At 55.7% G+C, this 16,865-nt stretch carries 14 protein-coding genes; 6 read left to right on the plus strand and 8 right to left on the minus strand.

Going from position 1 to position 16,865, the window contains the following annotated elements:
- Positions 1 to 10: 10 nt before the first annotated feature.
- The 5 genes from GS646_RS09050 to pyrH form a co-directional block, all read right to left on the minus strand.
- Positions 11 to 451 carry a TrgA family protein gene (locus GS646_RS09050; RefSeq protein ID WP_171182914.1) on the minus strand — a complete coding sequence of 147 codons (441 nt, stop codon included), beginning with the start codon at positions 449 to 451 and terminating at the stop codon, positions 11 to 13.
- 15 nt (positions 452 to 466) lie between these two features.
- Positions 467 to 1,675, minus strand: coding sequence for a cyclopropane-fatty-acyl-phospholipid synthase family protein (locus GS646_RS09055; protein WP_171182913.1), 1,209 nt, complete (start codon positions 1,673 to 1,675; stop codon positions 467 to 469).
- Positions 1,676 to 1,744: 69 nt separating this feature from the next.
- A complete protein-coding gene (locus GS646_RS09060) occupies positions 1,745 to 3,169 on the minus strand; it encodes a deoxyribodipyrimidine photo-lyase (protein WP_171182911.1) in 1,425 nt (474 codons plus the stop codon).
- 48 nt (positions 3,170 to 3,217) lie between these two features.
- Positions 3,218 to 4,444 carry an aminotransferase class V-fold PLP-dependent enzyme gene (locus tag GS646_RS09065; RefSeq protein WP_171182909.1) on the minus strand — a complete coding sequence of 409 codons (1,227 nt, stop codon included), beginning with the start codon at positions 4,442 to 4,444 and terminating at the stop codon, positions 3,218 to 3,220.
- Between the two features lie 249 nt (positions 4,445 to 4,693).
- On the minus strand, positions 4,694 to 5,446 hold the full coding sequence (gene pyrH / locus GS646_RS09070; RefSeq protein ID WP_171089645.1) for a UMP kinase: 753 nt from the start codon (positions 5,444 to 5,446) through the stop codon (positions 4,694 to 4,696).
- 97 nt (positions 5,447 to 5,543) lie between these two features.
- Here pyrH and miaA point away from each other — a divergent pair, with 97 nt between their 5' ends.
- From miaA to GS646_RS09095, 5 genes are all read left to right on the plus strand, one after another.
- On the plus strand, positions 5,544 to 6,449 hold the full coding sequence (gene miaA, locus GS646_RS09075; protein WP_171646856.1) for a tRNA (adenosine(37)-N6)-dimethylallyltransferase MiaA: 906 nt from the start codon (positions 5,544 to 5,546) through the stop codon (positions 6,447 to 6,449).
- Between the two features lie 330 nt (positions 6,450 to 6,779).
- Entirely contained in the window at positions 6,780 to 8,450 is a 1,671-nt protein-coding gene (locus tag GS646_RS09080) for an ABC transporter substrate-binding protein (protein ID WP_171182906.1), read from the plus strand.
- 136 nt (positions 8,451 to 8,586) lie between these two features.
- Positions 8,587 to 9,633, plus strand: a complete 1,047-nt coding sequence (locus GS646_RS09085; RefSeq protein WP_171089639.1) for an ABC transporter permease — start codon at positions 8,587 to 8,589, stop codon at positions 9,631 to 9,633.
- Between the two features lie 13 nt (positions 9,634 to 9,646).
- Complete coding sequence (locus tag GS646_RS09090) at positions 9,647 to 11,110, plus strand: ABC transporter permease (protein WP_171646854.1); 1,464 nt, start codon at positions 9,647 to 9,649, stop codon at positions 11,108 to 11,110.
- 91 nt (positions 11,111 to 11,201) lie between these two features.
- A complete protein-coding gene (locus tag GS646_RS09095; protein ID WP_171089636.1) occupies positions 11,202 to 13,289 on the plus strand; it encodes an ABC transporter ATP-binding protein in 2,088 nt (695 codons plus the stop codon).
- Positions 13,290 to 13,409: 120 nt separating this feature from the next.
- Here GS646_RS09095 and GS646_RS09100 read toward each other — a convergent pair whose 3' ends face one another.
- The 3 genes from GS646_RS09100 to GS646_RS09110 all read right to left on the minus strand — a co-directional run bounded on the left by GS646_RS09100 (position 13,410) and on the right by GS646_RS09110 (position 16,163).
- A complete protein-coding gene (locus tag GS646_RS09100) occupies positions 13,410 to 14,396 on the minus strand; it encodes an MBL fold metallo-hydrolase (RefSeq protein WP_171182902.1) in 987 nt (328 codons plus the stop codon).
- A gap of 129 nt (positions 14,397 to 14,525) precedes the next feature.
- On the minus strand, positions 14,526 to 15,488 hold the full coding sequence (locus GS646_RS09105; protein WP_171182900.1) for a LuxR C-terminal-related transcriptional regulator: 963 nt from the start codon (positions 15,486 to 15,488) through the stop codon (positions 14,526 to 14,528).
- Positions 15,489 to 15,584: 96 nt separating this feature from the next.
- Positions 15,585 to 16,163, minus strand: coding sequence for a lytic transglycosylase domain-containing protein (locus GS646_RS09110; protein ID WP_171182898.1), 579 nt, complete (start codon positions 16,161 to 16,163; stop codon positions 15,585 to 15,587).
- A 203-nt stretch (positions 16,164 to 16,366) separates the two neighbouring features.
- On the opposite strand from GS646_RS09110, the gene ssb reads away from it, so the two are divergent.
- Entirely contained in the window at positions 16,367 to 16,855 is a 489-nt protein-coding gene (ssb, locus tag GS646_RS09115) for a single-stranded DNA-binding protein (protein WP_171174437.1), read from the plus strand.
- The last annotated feature ends 10 nt before the right edge of the window (positions 16,856 to 16,865 follow it).

Here is a 16,865-nt window from a genome sequence, read left to right on the forward strand (position 1 = left end):
ATGTAATGCTTCAACGCCATTGGCGGTGGGCCTGTTCGGTAGCCAAACCGGCGACAACCGCCCCAATAGCAAACGTAATCAGGATTTCAGGCGTGATCAGCAGTTTGCCATAATCGACCCCGATTTTGAAAATAGCCAGAACCGCCTCGAAGGGACCGCCATACCTGTTGCGCATGGCAAGGCGGAACATCTCGTAACACCCCTGCACGAACAAGGCCCAAAACACCAGCGACGCGACACCCGTCAGGCCATTGTTGATCCCCGCTGTCCAACCTCGTCCGGCGCGCTTACCCATGATTGCCCAGCCACAGGCCGCGCCAAGCGCCATGTTCACATAGGTAAAGTAACCATAGTCCTTACCTTCTTCACCATTGTCGATGATCATCCCAGAGACAATGAAAGCCAGCACGACAAGGCAAAGAGCGGCGACAAGACGCGAGGCTGTGGGCATGTGACAGTCCGTTCATTAACTTGGTTTTGCTATGGTGATCTGTGTCACATCACAATTGCTTGTGTCAAAGGCCGCGCCACATGCGGTCAAATAATAATTCCACATGCGGCGAAAACGCTCATCAAAGCCCATCTCAGCAATTTGATCCCACTTGTCGTTGAACGTCTCGTACCAGCGGCGCAGTGTCAGGTCATAGCTTTTGCCAAACTCTTTCGAATTCACCACACTCAAGCCAGCCTGGTCGATCTGTTGTCGCAAGATCGACGGCGACGGAAGCATTCCGCCTGGAAAGATATATTTCTGAATGAAATCAACGCCATTCTTGTAGTAGTCCCAGCGATGATCACCCACGGTAATGATCTGCAACGTCGCTTGCGCACCGGGTTTTAGTCGCTCTCGTACCGTTTCGAAATAAACGGGCCAATATTTTTGACCGACGGCCTCGAACATCTCGATTGAAGCGATGCCGTCATATTGGCCCTGTTCGTCGCGGTAATCTTGCAGCTTGAATTCTACCAGATCTGATAATCCTGCCTTTTCAATACGTTCTTTGGCATACTTGAACTGTTCCTGGCTGATCGTCAAACATGTGACGCGTAGGCCACGTTCCTTGGCGGCGTATTCCGCAAACCCGCCCCAGCCGCAGCCGATTTCCAGTATGTGATCGCCCGGCTTCGCGCCCATCTCATTCACAAGGCTTGCATATTTCGCGGTTTGTGCCTTTTCCAAGCTTTCTTGCCCTGTTTCGAAGATCGCACTGGAATAGGTCATCGTCTCGTCTAGCCACAGGCCGTAGAAATCATTGCCCAGATCGTAGTGATACGAGATGTTTTTCTTTGCCTGCGCCCGGTTGTTGCGGTGCAGCCAAAATCTCAGCCGTTCATAGGCTTGTACCAGGAATTTTCCCGTAAACCCGTCATATACGGTTTCAGAGCCCAAATGCACGACATCCATGAAGGATCGCAGGTCAGGCGTGCTCCAGTGACCATCAAGATAGGCGTCGGAAAAGCCCAACTCTCCTTCGCGGATCAAACGCGCAAAGACGTCATCGTCATGGACGTCGACCTGAGCCACCGGCCCCGGCTTGGTGCCTTCGGCGCGAAATGTTCGGCCATCTGGCAACGTGATATCCAGACGCCCATGTTCCATATTGGTCAGCATCTTGAAGACTTGCGCGAAATATCTGGGCAGATCCTTCTGCCCTTCGGTTGTCGTCAGGATCATCCGCTCTCCCCTCTGCGGTATTGATGTTAGGCTAGGCCGCGATTCTGTTTCTGGCAAGTTTTCAATTCCTTAGTGGGATTTTCGGCTTTCATATGCGCTCAGCGCACGGGTCCGCCCCTCGGCCAAAGCAACAATCGGTGCAGGGTAATCTGCGTCTGGGCGCAAACCCCAAGACAATGGAACAGCGTCAAAATACGAACGGGCCGTGTCACTCTGGCTTTTCTCGCCTTCAGCGATCCAGCGCTTCAGATAAGTTCCATCTGGGTCGAATTTCTCGGCCTGCGTCTGCGGGTTGAAAATACGAAAGAACGGTGCCGCGTCAGGGCCCGAGCCCGCTACCCATTGCCATCCCATCGCGTTGCAGGCCGGGTCCCAATCGATCAGGCAGTCATCGAACCACTGCATTCCAATTTTCCAGTGTGTCATCAAATGCTTGGTCAGGTAACTGGCGACAATCATCCGGGTTCGGTTGTGCATTCGGCCCGTGACATACATTTGCCGCAAGCCTGCGTCGACCACTGGGACACCGGTTCTTGCCTGCGTCCAGGCAACAACTTCGGGGTGGTTCGGATCTGTGTTCCACGGAAAACTGTCCCATTCCGGCTTCCAGTTGCCCGTGACCAACTGTGGCGTGTGGTACATCAGGTGATAGGCAAACTCGCGCCAAACAAGCTGGCGCAGGAAGGCATCTGTGCCTGATACGCCCATCAATGCGGCCTGCTGAACCCGATGCCAGACTGTACGCGGGCCTATCTCGCCTAGCGAGAGATATTCCGACAGATTGGATGTTCCGTCCATATCCAGCCGATCGCGGTGTTTGGAATACAGCGCAACACGGTCCAAAAACACGTTTAGGTGTTCGTGGGCAGCTTGCTCGCCGGGGTGTACATAGGGGCGAACGATCGACGCGCCCCTGTTCATGGCACGATCCAACTGCCACTTGTGCAGTTCTTCAGTTGACGGCCATTTTGCAGGAGCAAGCAATCCCGTCACAGAGGCGTCAGGCGCAGGTACATCTCGCCCTTGAACAGCGCGCCACATGGGCGTGTAGACACGAAACGGCTGGCCGGTTTTGGTCGCCACAGTCCAGGGTTCAAACAGCAAATGCCCGGCAAAGGATTTTGCCATGACACCCTGTTCCGTCAACACTGACTTGATCTTTTTGTCGCGCGCTATCGATGCGGGATCATAAGATCGGGACCAATAGACAGCGCCGGCACCTGTCTCTTGGATGAGAGCTTGCAATTGGGCCAGCGCGTCGCCGCGACGCAGGATCAATCGGCTGCCGAGACCGTCAAGGGATCTGGAAAACGCCTCCAACCCCAACCCCAAGCGCCACTTTGGGGCGGCCCCCAACTGTTCGACAAGGTCATCGTGAAGAAAGACCGGAACAACCGGGCGACCGCTTTCAGCCGCTGCGGTTAAGGCTGGATGGTCCGACAGGCGCAAATCCCGTCGGAACCACATAATAATCGGAGTGTGCTCGTCTTTCATGTCCGCCCTGAGGTTTTCTTCGTACTACGAAGGCTCAGGGAAAGTGGATCATAAAACGCGTTCAAGTGCGTCTAAAAGCTGATCAATTTCCTGTTGCGAGGTATAGTGCGTGAAGCTCACCCGCAACACACCCTGCTCTGGCTCGACCCCCATGGCCTGCAACGCACGTACGGCATAAAAATCACCACCGCTCGCCATGACGCCGTATTGGGACAGTTCCTCGGCAACAGGGCCCGCAGGTCGGTTCAGGGACAACGCAACCGTCGGTGCGCGCCGGGTCGCATCGGATGTTCCGATCAGGCGCACTGCGTTGCGATCCTTGACCGCATCCAACACAGGTTGCAGCAAAGACACTTCGCGCATGCGCATTAGGTTATGCACAAACTCGCCTTGCGCGGCCGCATCACTGTCTGGCCCACCATGATGTGCATTTAGCAGTTCGACATAATCCGCCATGCCTGCACTGGCTGCGATCTGCGCGTGATCCGGACCTGCTGGGGTAAAGCGCTTGTGCAGAACATCACCGTTGAAATAATGCGCCTGATTGGGCAGCAACTCTCCTATCGTGCGGCGGATGACCATGCAGCCCTGATGCGGACCATAGGTTTTGTAGGCAGAAAACAAATAGATATCCGGCCCCAGATCACCAACATTCGGGAAACCATGCGGGGCGTAAGATACGCCGTCCACACATACAAATGCACCGGCGGCATGCGCAATGGCGGTGATTTCCGTTACTGGGTTGATCTCACCCACCACGTTTGAACAATGCGGGAAACAAACCAAACGAACCTTTTCGTCCAGCATGTTCTCTAAGTCCTGAGGGTTCAGCGAGCCGGTTTCAGGATCAATCTGCCATTCCCTTATCTCGATCCCTGCCTCGGCCAAACGCCGCCAAGGACCAGAGTTAGCCTCGTGATCCTGATTTGTTACGACAATAGCTTCGCCTGGCTTCATCCATTGCCGGAACGCCTGCGCCAGAACATAGGTGTTTTGCGTTGTCGATGGGCCAAAGCTCAGCTCGTCTGTGTCGACGCCCAGAATTGCAGCCATGCGGACGCGGGCCTCGTCCATTTCCGCACCGCCCAGACGGCTCGCCTCGTAAGGCGCATAGGGTTGGACTTTGCGTTGGGTGTAAAACCGCGTCAGCCTGTCGATCACCGGTTTACATGTGTATGACCCACCTGCGTTTTCAAAGAACGCCTGCCCTTGCAAGCTGGGTTCGGAAAAAGCCGGGAACTGCGCCCGCACGAAGTCAATATCCAGAGAGCTCATGCCTCATTGCTCCTTATTATTTCGCTTTTTGATCAATGAGATACCCGCACATGTTTCCGGGCGTCTCAGAAATCACGGCAGGTCTTCCAGCCCAGCCTGTAGTCGCACGTCAAAGTGGCGAACTACGGGGCAGCTCTTTCGTAAAAAGAGCACGGACACTTAGACAGTCGCATCCATGACCGTCAAGGCGCAGCATAAAAGAAAACCCCGGCACAGCGCCGGGGTTTTGTAAGCGGTTCAGCGTCCGGTTTAACCCTGAACTTTGGTATACGTCCCCTCGCCCGCCAGAATTCCGCGGAACCCGCCGGGTTCGTCCAGACCGAAGACAATCAGAGGCAGATTGTTGTCGCGCGCCAGCGCAATGGCCGAGGCATCCATAACGCGCAGACGCTTGGCCAGAACATCATCGTAGGTCACGGTGTCATACCGCACGGCGTCGGCGTGTTGTTTGGGGTCTTTGTCATAAACCCCATCAACACCGTTTTTACCCATAAAAATGGCCTCGCACGCCATTTCATTGGCGCGCAGAGTGGCTGCAGTGTCTGTGGTGAAATACGGGTTGCCGGTACCGGCAGCGAAAATGCAAACCCGCTTTTTCTCTAGGTGCCGTACCGCGCGGCGGCGGATATAGGGTTCACACACCTCATCCATGCGAATGGCCGAGATCACGCGGGTGAACACTCCGATTTCCTCTAGTGCCGACTGCATTCCCAGTGCGTTCATTACAGTGGCCAGCATACCCATATAGTCGGCTGTGGTCCGCTCCATTCCTTGCGCCGATCCGCTCAGCCCCCGGAAGATGTTGCCGCCGCCAATGACCATGCAGATCTCTACGCCCAGATCGTGAACCGACTTCACTTCTTGCGCGATACGCTGAACTGTTGGCGGGTGCAGACCGAATCCCTGATCTCCCATCAACGCCTCGCCCGAGATTTTCAGCATCACCCTGTTATACTTTGTTTTCGGGGATTCAGCGGTTTCTAACGAAGGGGAAAGGCTCATGTTGCGCTCCGGGCTGGCACGGGTTTAATTTCCGGCGCAAAATGAAGCAAAAGCTCCGCAGGTTCAATGCGGTTGGTGAGGATTGAGGCAACCGCACATGACCCAGCAATCAACAGCACAGTATTTTCAACACCTGCCTCCTGTTCCCGATGACAAACCGGTCCTGATTGCAGGTCCGACCGCTTCCGGAAAATCCGCCCTGGCGCTTGAGGTTGCCGAACGATTTGGTGGCGTGATCGTCAACGCGGATGCCAGCCAAGTGTATGATTGCTGGCGGGTTGTCTCGGCGCGCCCGTCAGAAGAAGAAGAAGCCCGCGCGCCGCATCGCCTGTATGGTCATGTTGCATACGATCAGGACTATTCGACCGGGCATTGGCTGCGGGAGGTAAAGCCCTTGCTGAACGGTGCGCAACGTCCGATCATTGTGGGCGGCACCGGTTTGTATTTCACCGCGCTGACCGAAGGCATGGCACAGATCCCTACCACCCCAGCAGAGATACGGGCTGAGGCAGACCAGATCTCACTGCCAGAGCTCATTACAGGGGTCGACGATGAAACACTGGCCGGTCTGGACGTACAGAACCGGGCGCGTGTGCAGCGCGCCTGGGAAGTGCAGCGCGCCACCGGACGCAGCCTGCTGTCCTGGCAGTCCGACACTCCGCCGCCGGTTCTGAACCTGAAAGACACAGTGCCGGTTGTATTAGACGTTGATAAGGCTTGGCTTTTGGCACGAATAGAACGCCGGTTTGATCAAATGCTAGAGCAAGGCGCTATTGAAGAGGTACGCGCAATGCTGGACCGGTTTGATCCCAACCTGCCAGCCTGCAAAGCAATCGGAGTACCAGAGCTCAGAGCCTATCTGAATGGCTCAATGACGCTCGATCAAGCCCGCGATCGCGCAACGATTGCGACACGGCAATTCGCTAAACGACAACGCACTTGGTTTCGGGCTCGCATGAAGGCATGGAATCACATCGACCCCTCAAAATTATACCAAACTTGACTCCTTTCTGGACTTGTCCGAAAAAGATCTCATAACAAATTGTTTTTGAATACTTTTTTCCCTGACCTTGCGCCATACATGGAAGCTGCACCGCACAAACCCAAAGCTCGCCGCAGTTGCGAAGCAAGGTGTTCAACATAGCGAGAATGTCGCTTTTGTACTCTCAATGACGAATTCGAACATTGACCTAGCCTGAATTCTGGTGCCGAATACCGCCATGGGGATGCTCAGAGACCAACAATCAGAACCCTTTAGTCTGGCGACAGGTAACAACCAAGTCGCGTAGAAGCATAATCAATCAACAAAATCTAATGTCACAGGGAGACATCTATGACGAATGACGTAACCACCAATGACAAGGTGCACTGGGCGGCCGAGATGCACGCACAGGAATACCGTGACGGCAAGCTGAGCCGTCGTGAGTTCCTGGCCCGCGCCACTGGTCTGGGCGTTACCGCAGCCGCCGCCTACGGCATGATCGGCATGGCAGCACCAGCTTACGCCGAAGGCGAAGATGCCAAGAAAGAAGGCGGTACCCTACGCGTTCAACAGGAAGTACGCGCGCTGAAAGATCCGCGCACTTATGACTGGTCGCAAATCGCCAACGTATCACGTGGAACGCTGGAATATCTGGTCGAGTACAACTCGGACGGTACATTCCGCGGCATGCTGCTGGAAGGCTGGGAAGTCAACGAAGACGCGACGGTTTACACTCTGAAGGTCCGTCCGGGCGTCAAGTGGAACAACGGCGACGACTTCACAGCGGACGACGTGGCTCGCAACGTCGCGCGCTGGTGTGACAAGAGCTCGGAAACCAACTCGATGGCTGGTCGTTTTGCGACACTGGTTGACGCGGACACAGGCCAGGCCGTTGAAGGTGGTATCGTGGTTGTTGACGCAAATACTGTCCAACTGAACCTGCCTGCATCGGACATCTCGTTGATCGCGGGTATGGCTGACTATCCGGCGGCCATCGTTCACAGCTCGTTCAACGAAACCGACCTACTGAACAATGTCGGCACGGGCCCATACCTGATGAGCGAGTTGGAAGTCGGCGTGAAAGCCGTACTAACACGCAACGAAAACCACACCTGGTGGGGTGAAGAGGTCTTTGGTCGTCCGGCGCTGGACAGCATCGAGTATATTGACTACGGCACCGACCCGTCTGCTTGGTTGGCGGCGCTGGAATCCGACGAAGTCGACATGCTGTATGAATCAGTCGGTGAATTCATCGACGTGATGGACGGTCTTGGCTATGTAAAGTCCGAGGTTGTCACGATGAACACCATCGTTATCCGCCCAAACCAGTTGGCAGAAGTCGACGGCAAACAGCCCTACGCTGACAAACGTGTGCGTCAGGCGTTGCAAATGGCCGTAGACAACGCTGTTTGCCTTGAGCTGGGTTTTGGTGGCCGTGGCTCGCCTGCCGAAAATCACCATGTCGGCCCGATCCACCCGGATTATTTCGAACTGCCACCGCAGAAAGTTGATCCGGAAGGTGCACGCAAGCTTATGGAAGAGGCCGGCATGGCCGATTTCGAGCACGAGCTGATCTCGATCGACGACGACTGGCGTCGGAATACAACCGACGCTGTCGCCGCTCAGCTGCGTGACGCAGGTATCAAGGTCAAGCGGACGGTTCTTCCGGGCAACACGTTCTGGAACGACTGGGCAAAGTACCCGTACAGTTCGACCAACTGGAACCACCGACCGCTGGGCGTTCAGATTTGGGCACTGGCCTATCGTTCTGGAGAGGCTTGGAACGAATTCGGATGGGCTAACCCAGAGTTCGACGCGCTGCTAACCGAAGCGCTGGCCATTGCGGATGCCGACAAACGGCGCGAAGTGGTCGCCAAGGGCGAAGCGATGATCCAAGAAGAAGGCGTAACAATCCAGCCTTACTGGCGGTCGCTCTATCGTCACATGAAGGACGGTCTGGTCGGTACCGACATGCACGTGTCGTTCGAGCACCATCACTATAAGTGGGGTTGGGCCGCGTAAAGCCAGCCTGCTTCTCACTAGGGGCGCCTGATCGGGCGCCCCTTTCCAGCCGCAGACGTTGCCGACACGGGGTCGGATGTCCGAGGCCAGAAAATGGTCCACTGATCTGCGGAACACCCGAACAACAGGGGCCAACATGGGACTCTTTATCCTCCGACGGTTCGGCGTGATGCTACTTACGGCATTATGTCTTACTTTCGTGGTCTTCTTTTTGACCAACCTCTACCCGAACCTTGAAAAGCTGGCCAAAACCCAAGGCAACCAGCGGATGTCAGACGAGCAAGTCGAAACTTGGCTGGACAATCGAGGCTACCTGCAACCCACACTGATCAAATACGGCCAGTGGCTTGGCGTGATGCCGGGCTTCACTAAAACACTGGACGACGGGACTTTTCTGGGCTCTTGCGTACGACCCGGTTCGACCGAGGAAAACACGCCCCGCTATTGTGGTGTTCTGCAGGGAAACTGGGGCTATTCCACGGTTTTCAAGGACGAGGTTGGTAAAATCGTCGGTGTGCGGCTTGGCAATACCGGCTACTTGATGTTCTGGGTTCTGGTTCTGATGGTACCTTCGGCGCTGCTTGTTGGTGTGCTGGCGGGGATGCGCGAAGGATCTGCCATGGATCGGTCGCTGTCGACCTTCTCGATCATCACGACCGCGACGCCTGAATATGTATCCGGCGTGATTTTCATCGCGATCTTCACCTCTTCGACTGTCGGCCTGAAATGGTTCAAGGGCACCGCGACGTCGGCAATGGAAAACCCGACATTCGAGAACTTCTTCCTGCCGGTTCTGACAATTTCGCTCTATGGGATGGGTTATATCGCCCGCATGACGCGCGCCTCGATGACCGAGGTGATGACCGCGCAATATATCCGAACCGCGCGCCTCAAGGGTGTGTCCTTCGGCAACATCGTCATGAAGCACGCGTTGCGTAATGCGCTGATCGCGCCTTTCACGGTCATCATGCTGCAGTTCCCGTGGCTGCTGAATGGTGTCGTGATCGTCGAGACCCTCTTCAACTACAAGGGCTTTGGCTGGGCGCTGGTTCAGGCGGCAGGCAACAATGACATCCAGCTGTTGCTGGCGATTTCTGTCGTGTCGGTTTTTGTGGTGCTGTTCACCCAGCTGATCTCGGATATCGGCTACGTTTACCTTAACCCGCGTATCCGCATTTCTTAAGGAGGGTGAGATTATGGAACCATTGACCTGGACCGGCTCTATCGCCTTCCTGAACCCATTGCTGATGATCGCGCTGGCTGCGCTGATTATCTCAATCGTAACCTGGATCGTTGCCAGCGTCTTTCTGCCAGAGCAGCAAATTGTCGTAAATTCGGATGGGTCCGTCAGTTCAAGCGGCGGCATCCGTGGCCTGATTAACCTTGCGTTGCAGTACAGTTTCCTGGCCTGTGTCGGATTGGCGCTCGCTTATCTGGTGCTTGGTGTCCTTATGGGCACCGGCGCCGGAATTATCGGCGCGATTTCACAGCAGTTCCTGCCCGTTTGGGTGGCTTTGATCATCATGTTTGCAATGTCCATCGCGTTTAAACGGCGCCTGGGACTGTATGGCAAACTTTATGACAGCCCCATCGGCATGATCGGCTTTGGCCTTGTGATGTTCTGGGTGTTCACCGGCATCTTCGGCGCACTGGACCTGATCGTTACACATGACCCGCTTGTTCAGCTGTCTGGCATGAAGAACAAGGTCCCCGGCACGCCTATTCCAAACCCTGAAGAAGGCCAGTTTGCCTGGTATCTTCTGGGCGGAGACAATCTGGCACGGGACGTATTCAGCCGCATGGTCAGCGGTGCCTGGATCGTGGTGCAGATTGCTCCACTGGCGACGATGTTTGCCTTTATGGTGGGTATCACCTTGGGTCTGCCTGCGGGATACTATGGTGGTCGCCTCGACACGTTCCTGTCGTTTCTGGCAAACCTGATCCTCGCTTTCCCGGTCATTCTGCTGTTCTACCTGTTGGTGACACCGGAAATCGTGGCGACAGGTGTGCCGAACTATATGGCAGCCGTGTTGTTCATCTTCCCAATCCTGTTCATCGGAGTATTGTTGAATTCGCGCTATTATACGCGCCCGAATTTCCGCACGCCTCTGTTGATCGGGGTTCTGGGTGTAGCGATATGGTTGTACCTGTCACTGATCTCGACTGGCGGTTACATCATCAACACCGAGAGTTATCGAATTTGGGGCCTGCCCACCTATCTGGATCTGTTCGACATTCCAGGCGGTATTCTGGTGGTGTTCGTTTCAGTTGTGTTCGTCAACTCGCCCACGGTATTCCGTATCGTGCGTGGTCTGGCACTGGACATCAAAACCCGGGATTACGTCGCGGCGGCGCAAACCCGTGGCGAAGGACCCTGGTACATCATGCTGTGGGAGATCCTGCCCAACGCGCGAGGTCCACTGATCGTCGATTTCTGTCTGCGTATCGGGTATACAACGATCCTTCTGGGAACTTTGGGTTTCTTCGGACTAGGCCTTCCACCTGAAAGCCCGGATTGGGGATCCACGATCAACGAGGGGCGCAAGCTTCTGTCGATCTACCTGCACCCTGCCCTTCCGCCTGCCTTTGCCCTGCTGTCGCTGGTTCTTGGTCTGAACCTGCTGGCTGACGGTCTGCGCGAAGAAAGTCTGAAGGACTGATGTGATCGAGGCCGGGGGCTCTGCCCCCGGACCCCCGAGGTATTTTTAGCCAGATGAAGGGGATCCCCGCATTTGGTGAGGAGTAAGCAAAATGAGCAAGATGGCGGAATATGACGGCCCGATCCTGGAGATCGACAAGCTGTCAATTTCATTCTTTACCCGCCTGCGGGAAATTCCCGCCGTGATGGACTTCTCGGTCAGTGTGCAGCCCGGCGAGGCTGTGGGCTTGGTCGGCGAATCCGGGTGCGGAAAATCAACCGTGGCGCTGGGTGTCATGCAGGATCTGGGCAAGAACGGTCGGATCGTGGGTGGTACGATCAAGTTCAAAGGTCGGGATCTGGCGGAAATGTCGGCGGAAGAATTGCGCGACATTCGCGGCAATGAAATCGCGATGATCTATCAGGAACCGATGGCCTCGCTGAATCCGGCGATGAAAATCGGCAAGCAGCTGATGGAAGTGCCGATGATCCACGAAGGCGTGAGTGCGGAAGAAGCCTATTCACGGGCATTGGAAGTGGTGACGGATGTGCGTCTGCCTGACCCGGAGCGTATGCTGAATTCTTTCCCGCATCAGCTTTCAGGTGGTCAACAGCAGCGGATCGTGATCGCGATGGCGCTGATGTCAAAACCGGCGCTGCTGATCCTGGACGAGCCTACAACGGCGTTGGACGTGACTGTTGAGGCCGCGGTGGTCGAACTGGTCAAGGACCTGGGTAAAAAGTACGGCACGTCGATGCTGTTCATTTCGCACAACCTCGGTCTGGTGCTGGAAACGTGCGACCGTCTGTGCGTGATGTATTCGGGTGAAGCGGTCGAGCGCGGCTCGATCAAGGACGTCTTTGACGAGATGCAGCACCCCTACACGCAGGCGCTGTTCCGCTCGATCCCGCTGCCGGGCGCCGACAAGAACTCTCGTCCGCTGGTGGCCATTCCGGGCAACTTCCCTCTGCCCCATGAGCGGCCTCCAGGCTGTAACTTTGGGCCGCGCTGCGACTATTTCGAAGAAGGACGCTGCGACGCAAAAGACATTCTGATGGAGGCCGTGCCCGGAAACGACAGGCACCATACGCGCTGTCTGAAATTCCAGGAAATCGACTGGAACGCCCCCATCACCGTGGGTGAGCAGAAAGAGAAAGGTGAGATCGGTCGGACCGTCCTGAAAATGGACAACCTCAAGAAATACTACGAGGTTGCGGCAAATGCTCTGTTTGGTGGCGGCGAAACGAAGGTTGTTAAGGCAAACGAGACGCTGAGTTTTGAGGCCCACGAGTCCGAAACGCTTGCGATTGTTGGCGAGTCCGGCTGCGGCAAGTCTACCTTCGCCAAAGTACTGATGGGGCTTGAAACAGCTACGGACGGTCAAATCCTTCTGGACAACCGCAATATCGAACAGGTGCCCATTGAGGAACGGGATGCCAAGACCGTTGGCGAAGTTCAGATGGTGTTCCAGAACCCATTCGACACGCTGAACCCATCGATGACCGTGGGGCGTCAGATTATTCGCGCGCTAGAGATTTTTGGCGTCGGAAACTCTGAGGCAGAGCGCAAGAAGCGGATGCTGGAGCTGTTGGATCTTGTGAAACTGCCACGTGCCTTTGCAGACCGGATGCCGCGTCAGTTGTCGGGTGGTCAGAAGCAGCGCGTGGGTATCGCGCGCGCGTTTGCCGGTGATGCACGCATCGTGGTAGCGGACGAGCCGGTCTCGGCCCTGGATGTGTCGGTGCAGGCGGCCGTGACCGACCTGCTAATGGAAATCCAGCGCGAGCACAAAACCACCTTGCTGTTCATCAGCCACGACTTGTCCATTGTGCGTTACCTCAGCGACAGGGTGATGGTGATGTATCTGGGCCATGTGGTCGAGCTGGGCACCACCGATCAGGTTTTTGCCCCACCTTATCATCCCTATACCGAGGCGCTGCTGAGTGCGGTTCCCATTGCGGATACCTCGATCGAGAAACAGCATATCGTTCTGGAAGGCGATATCCCTTCTGCCATGAACCCACCCCCGGGTTGCCCGTTCCAGACACGATGCCGCTGGAAGTCCGAAGTGCCGGATGGACGCTGCGAATCTCATGTGCCACCGGTGCAGACCCTCGCGGATGGGCATCAGGTGAAATGCCATCTAACCGAAGACATTCTGGCGAAGATGGAGCCGGTGATCAAAGTCGCCGCAGAGTAACCTTGCAAATCAGACTTAGAAAGGGCCGGTCAATGACCGGCCCTTTCTGTTGGCGCCGCGTTTTGCGGGGAGACAGGCGGCGCATAGGAATATGCGTGAGTGGCGGTTCCCGGTGTGTCCTCAGCCTGTCATGACATTGTTTCCGAAGTGCATGAACTCTTGGTTCATTCCGGCAACGTCACCGGCCTCAAGCTGCAAGCTGGCACTTTCGAGCATTTTATAGCTTTGCTGCCCTTTCACCCAATCGTCCGCCGATTGCAGCGTGGTCAGTGTGTAAGAGGTGACCTCGTTCAGGTAATGGGTAGGAATGATAACCTTAGGCTTGAGCTTAGACACAATATCATTGCCCTGCTCAAAGCTGAGGATATGTTCAGATCCGTCCACTGGCAGCGTCAGAACATCCACCTGTCCGATGGCATCCCAGAACTCCTGCGGCGGGTTGTGACGGTTGTCGCCCCATATCAGCGTTCGAATTCCGCCGGTTTCAACCAGATAGACCACCATATCCATGTGGCCCACATTGTTCGGCGGACAGGCTTCTGCCCCGAACTCGGCCAGCGCATTGGTCCAATCGTACCACCCGGGCGCAACGCAGGCGTGCTTGTCTGCAAAGCCGGTGATCTTGAGATCGGCGAATTCAAAATTGCCTACCATCCGGTCCAGCACCATGGTCGAACTTGGCCGTTCAATTGCGTCATGGTCAAAATGCGCGTGCGTCGACAGAGTGATATCCACAGGGATCTGAGGAAACTCGTTTCGGAACCACAAACCCCACGCACCCGACGGATCGTCACGCCAGGGATCGAACAGAGCCGTCGCCCCATTGGGGGATGTGATCTTGATAGCGCAATGACCATAATAATCGATACCTACCGCACCGGTGCTGGCCTGCCCGGTTGTCCCCTGCAGGTCGATCACATGGTTGTTGTTCCCCGGCTGCAACCACGCCTGTGATTGCGCTTGGGCTGGGTTCGCCCTCAGAACAGAAGCTGTCGCGCCAACACCAGCAGCGCCTGCCGCCATGAAGAACGACCGTCGTGAAAGCCCCGGTGCCAGGTGATCCTTGTCCCCTTTCATGATGGTCGGCTTCAGATCTTTGCGATCCATGGGATGTTCCTCTCTGTTGGATGTGTGCAGTTCGTCCGCACCTCATGACAGAGCGTAACAAGCCAAGGCATATTGGCTCAGACTGAAAAAATAGGGGTGAAATATGGGGGCGTTCCCCATATTCGATGTTCACGAAATCGAGAGCAGATGGCTTCGCAGGTTCTGGTCGCGCCCTTCAAGACCCAGCTTTCGGCGGATGTTATTGCGGTGGAAATCGATTGTCGACGTCTCTCGGGACAGGGCCTTGGCAATGTCTTTGGTTGTTTTTCCAAACATGACCATCTGCGCAATCTCAATCTCGGTCGGGGTCATTACTGCAAAGGCGTCCGTTAGTTTGTCGGACAGAGACGACGTAATCTCGCTCAGGTTTTTTTCAGCCAGATCGAGATAGACATTCTGTGCCTCGTCATCGGCAAGTTGCGCGCGCACTTTCTCAAGATACGGCAAAACCCGGCCACGGACCTGTTCAACGATCTCGAGATCGCGGCTTTTTCGATCATCCTCCAGACTGGACAGCAATACCCGCAATGCGGTGTTTGTTTCCTGCAACTCGCGGGTGCGGTCCGAGACACGGGTTTCAAGTTGCGCCAGCGTTTCGTTCAGCTTTTCTTCCAGCGCGCGACGCAGGTAAACCTCTTGCAACAAAGCCAAATCTGACTCGACCATGCGCGCAAACTGGGTCAACCCTTCGCGAAACAACAACGCCCTGCGGTTTTGTTTGCGATCAAGAACGCAGATTGTGCCAAACACCGATCCATCGGGCCACTTCAACGGCAGCCCAATGTAGAACGTCATCCCGTGTTCCAGGTCTTCGTTATCGGACCAAACCGGGTCACAGGAGGCATCCTCGACCACCAGCTCTCCGTCCCGTTGAAGCACACCCTGACAATAAAGCTTGGGATTCAACTGAAAACTCATCCCAACCGGATAGGGGTTTTCCGGATGGTCCGATGTAATCAGAACCGCATGATCCGGCGCATCGGTCTTCATGATCAGGCTTGCAGGCACGTCTGCCAACTCGGCCACCAGATCAACCAATTGTTGCCAGTTGGCCAGCGTTTCCTTTGGAATCTGTGGATGATCAGTGGGCACGGCGGACCTCAGTTGTGACTGGGCGATACCCGATCAGGTTAGTTGGTCCGAATGCAGAGAATCAAGAAACGCGCCCTCTGCGCCGCAGCATCATGCCTATCCGCCCCAGATGACCTTCACGTAGTTCTGGGTTTCTTTGTATGGCGGTATGCCACCATGCTTTTCGACCGCCTTTGGACCCGCGTTATAAGCGGCCAGGGCCAGCGGCCACGATTTGAACTTGCGATACTGCCACGACAAATAACGCGCCCCACCCTCAAGGTTTTGCTTTGGGTCGTGTGGGTTGACCCCCAAAAGCTCGGCGGTCTGAGGCATCAGCTGCGCCAGTCCCAGCGCGCCTTTGTGAGATTTCGCCTGCGGGTTCCAACCGCTTTCCTGCTGCACGAGCCGCAGAAACAGATCTTCGGGGATGTTGTGCAACCGGGCTGCCTGACGCGCCAGATCCAGATATTGGCCGCGATACTTGCCGGTATAACGCTTGCTGCTTTGCGCACGCGAGGTTTTGGGCTTGAGACGCTCAGAATCCCGATACTGCGTGGCTGCGCGCGAATCCAACACTTTGGATTGCTTCAGGAAAATATCCTTTCGGCTTTTGGTAGACAGCGTTTGCGCCTGCACAGGCGCAACAGCCAGCACAAGGCAGACAACAGAAAACCCAGCAACCCAAGAACGCATCAATGCCAATCCTGCTCGATCAGAAACCAGTGGGAGTATAGGTATTCCCGACAAAAATGAAAGCTTGGTAAACATCAAAGTAAGACTCTTGTTGAACACTGTTGTATCAACTGTGTTCCAACCACGATGCAGGCCGTATAGGGTCTCACGAAACAAGCCGCGCCGGATTCGGCGCATATACGCGAAACAGAACGAGGAATTACATGGCGGGTTCAGTCAACAAGGTCATTCTGGTAGGTAATCTTGGCCGCGACCCCGAGGTTCGGTCGTTTCAGAACGGCGGCAAAGTGTGCAATCTGCGCATTGCAACCTCGGAAAACTGGAAAGACCGCAACACAGGCGAGCGTCGCGAACGTACGGAATGGCATTCGGTCGCCATCTTCTCAGAGCCTTTGGCCCGCATTGCCGAGCAATATTTGCGCAAGGGCAGCAAGGTCTACATCGAAGGTCAGCTGGAAACCCGCAAGTGGCAGGATCAGTCCGGTCAGGACCGGTATTCGACCGAAGTGGTTCTGCGCCCCTATCGCGGTGAACTGACCCTTCTGGACAGCCGTGGCGAAGGTGGCGGCGGCAGTGGCGGTGGTTATGGCGGCGGCCAAGCTGGCGGTGGCTACGGCGACCCTTACGGTGGCCCGTCCAGCTCACCAGCGCCTGCATCGGGTGGAATCGACGACGACGAGATTCCGTTCTAAACGAAACGGA

Origin of the sequence: Ruegeria sp. HKCCD4315 (assembly GCF_013112245.1) — a bacterium.
In the GTDB taxonomy this organism is placed as follows: domain Bacteria; phylum Pseudomonadota; class Alphaproteobacteria; order Rhodobacterales; family Rhodobacteraceae; genus Ruegeria.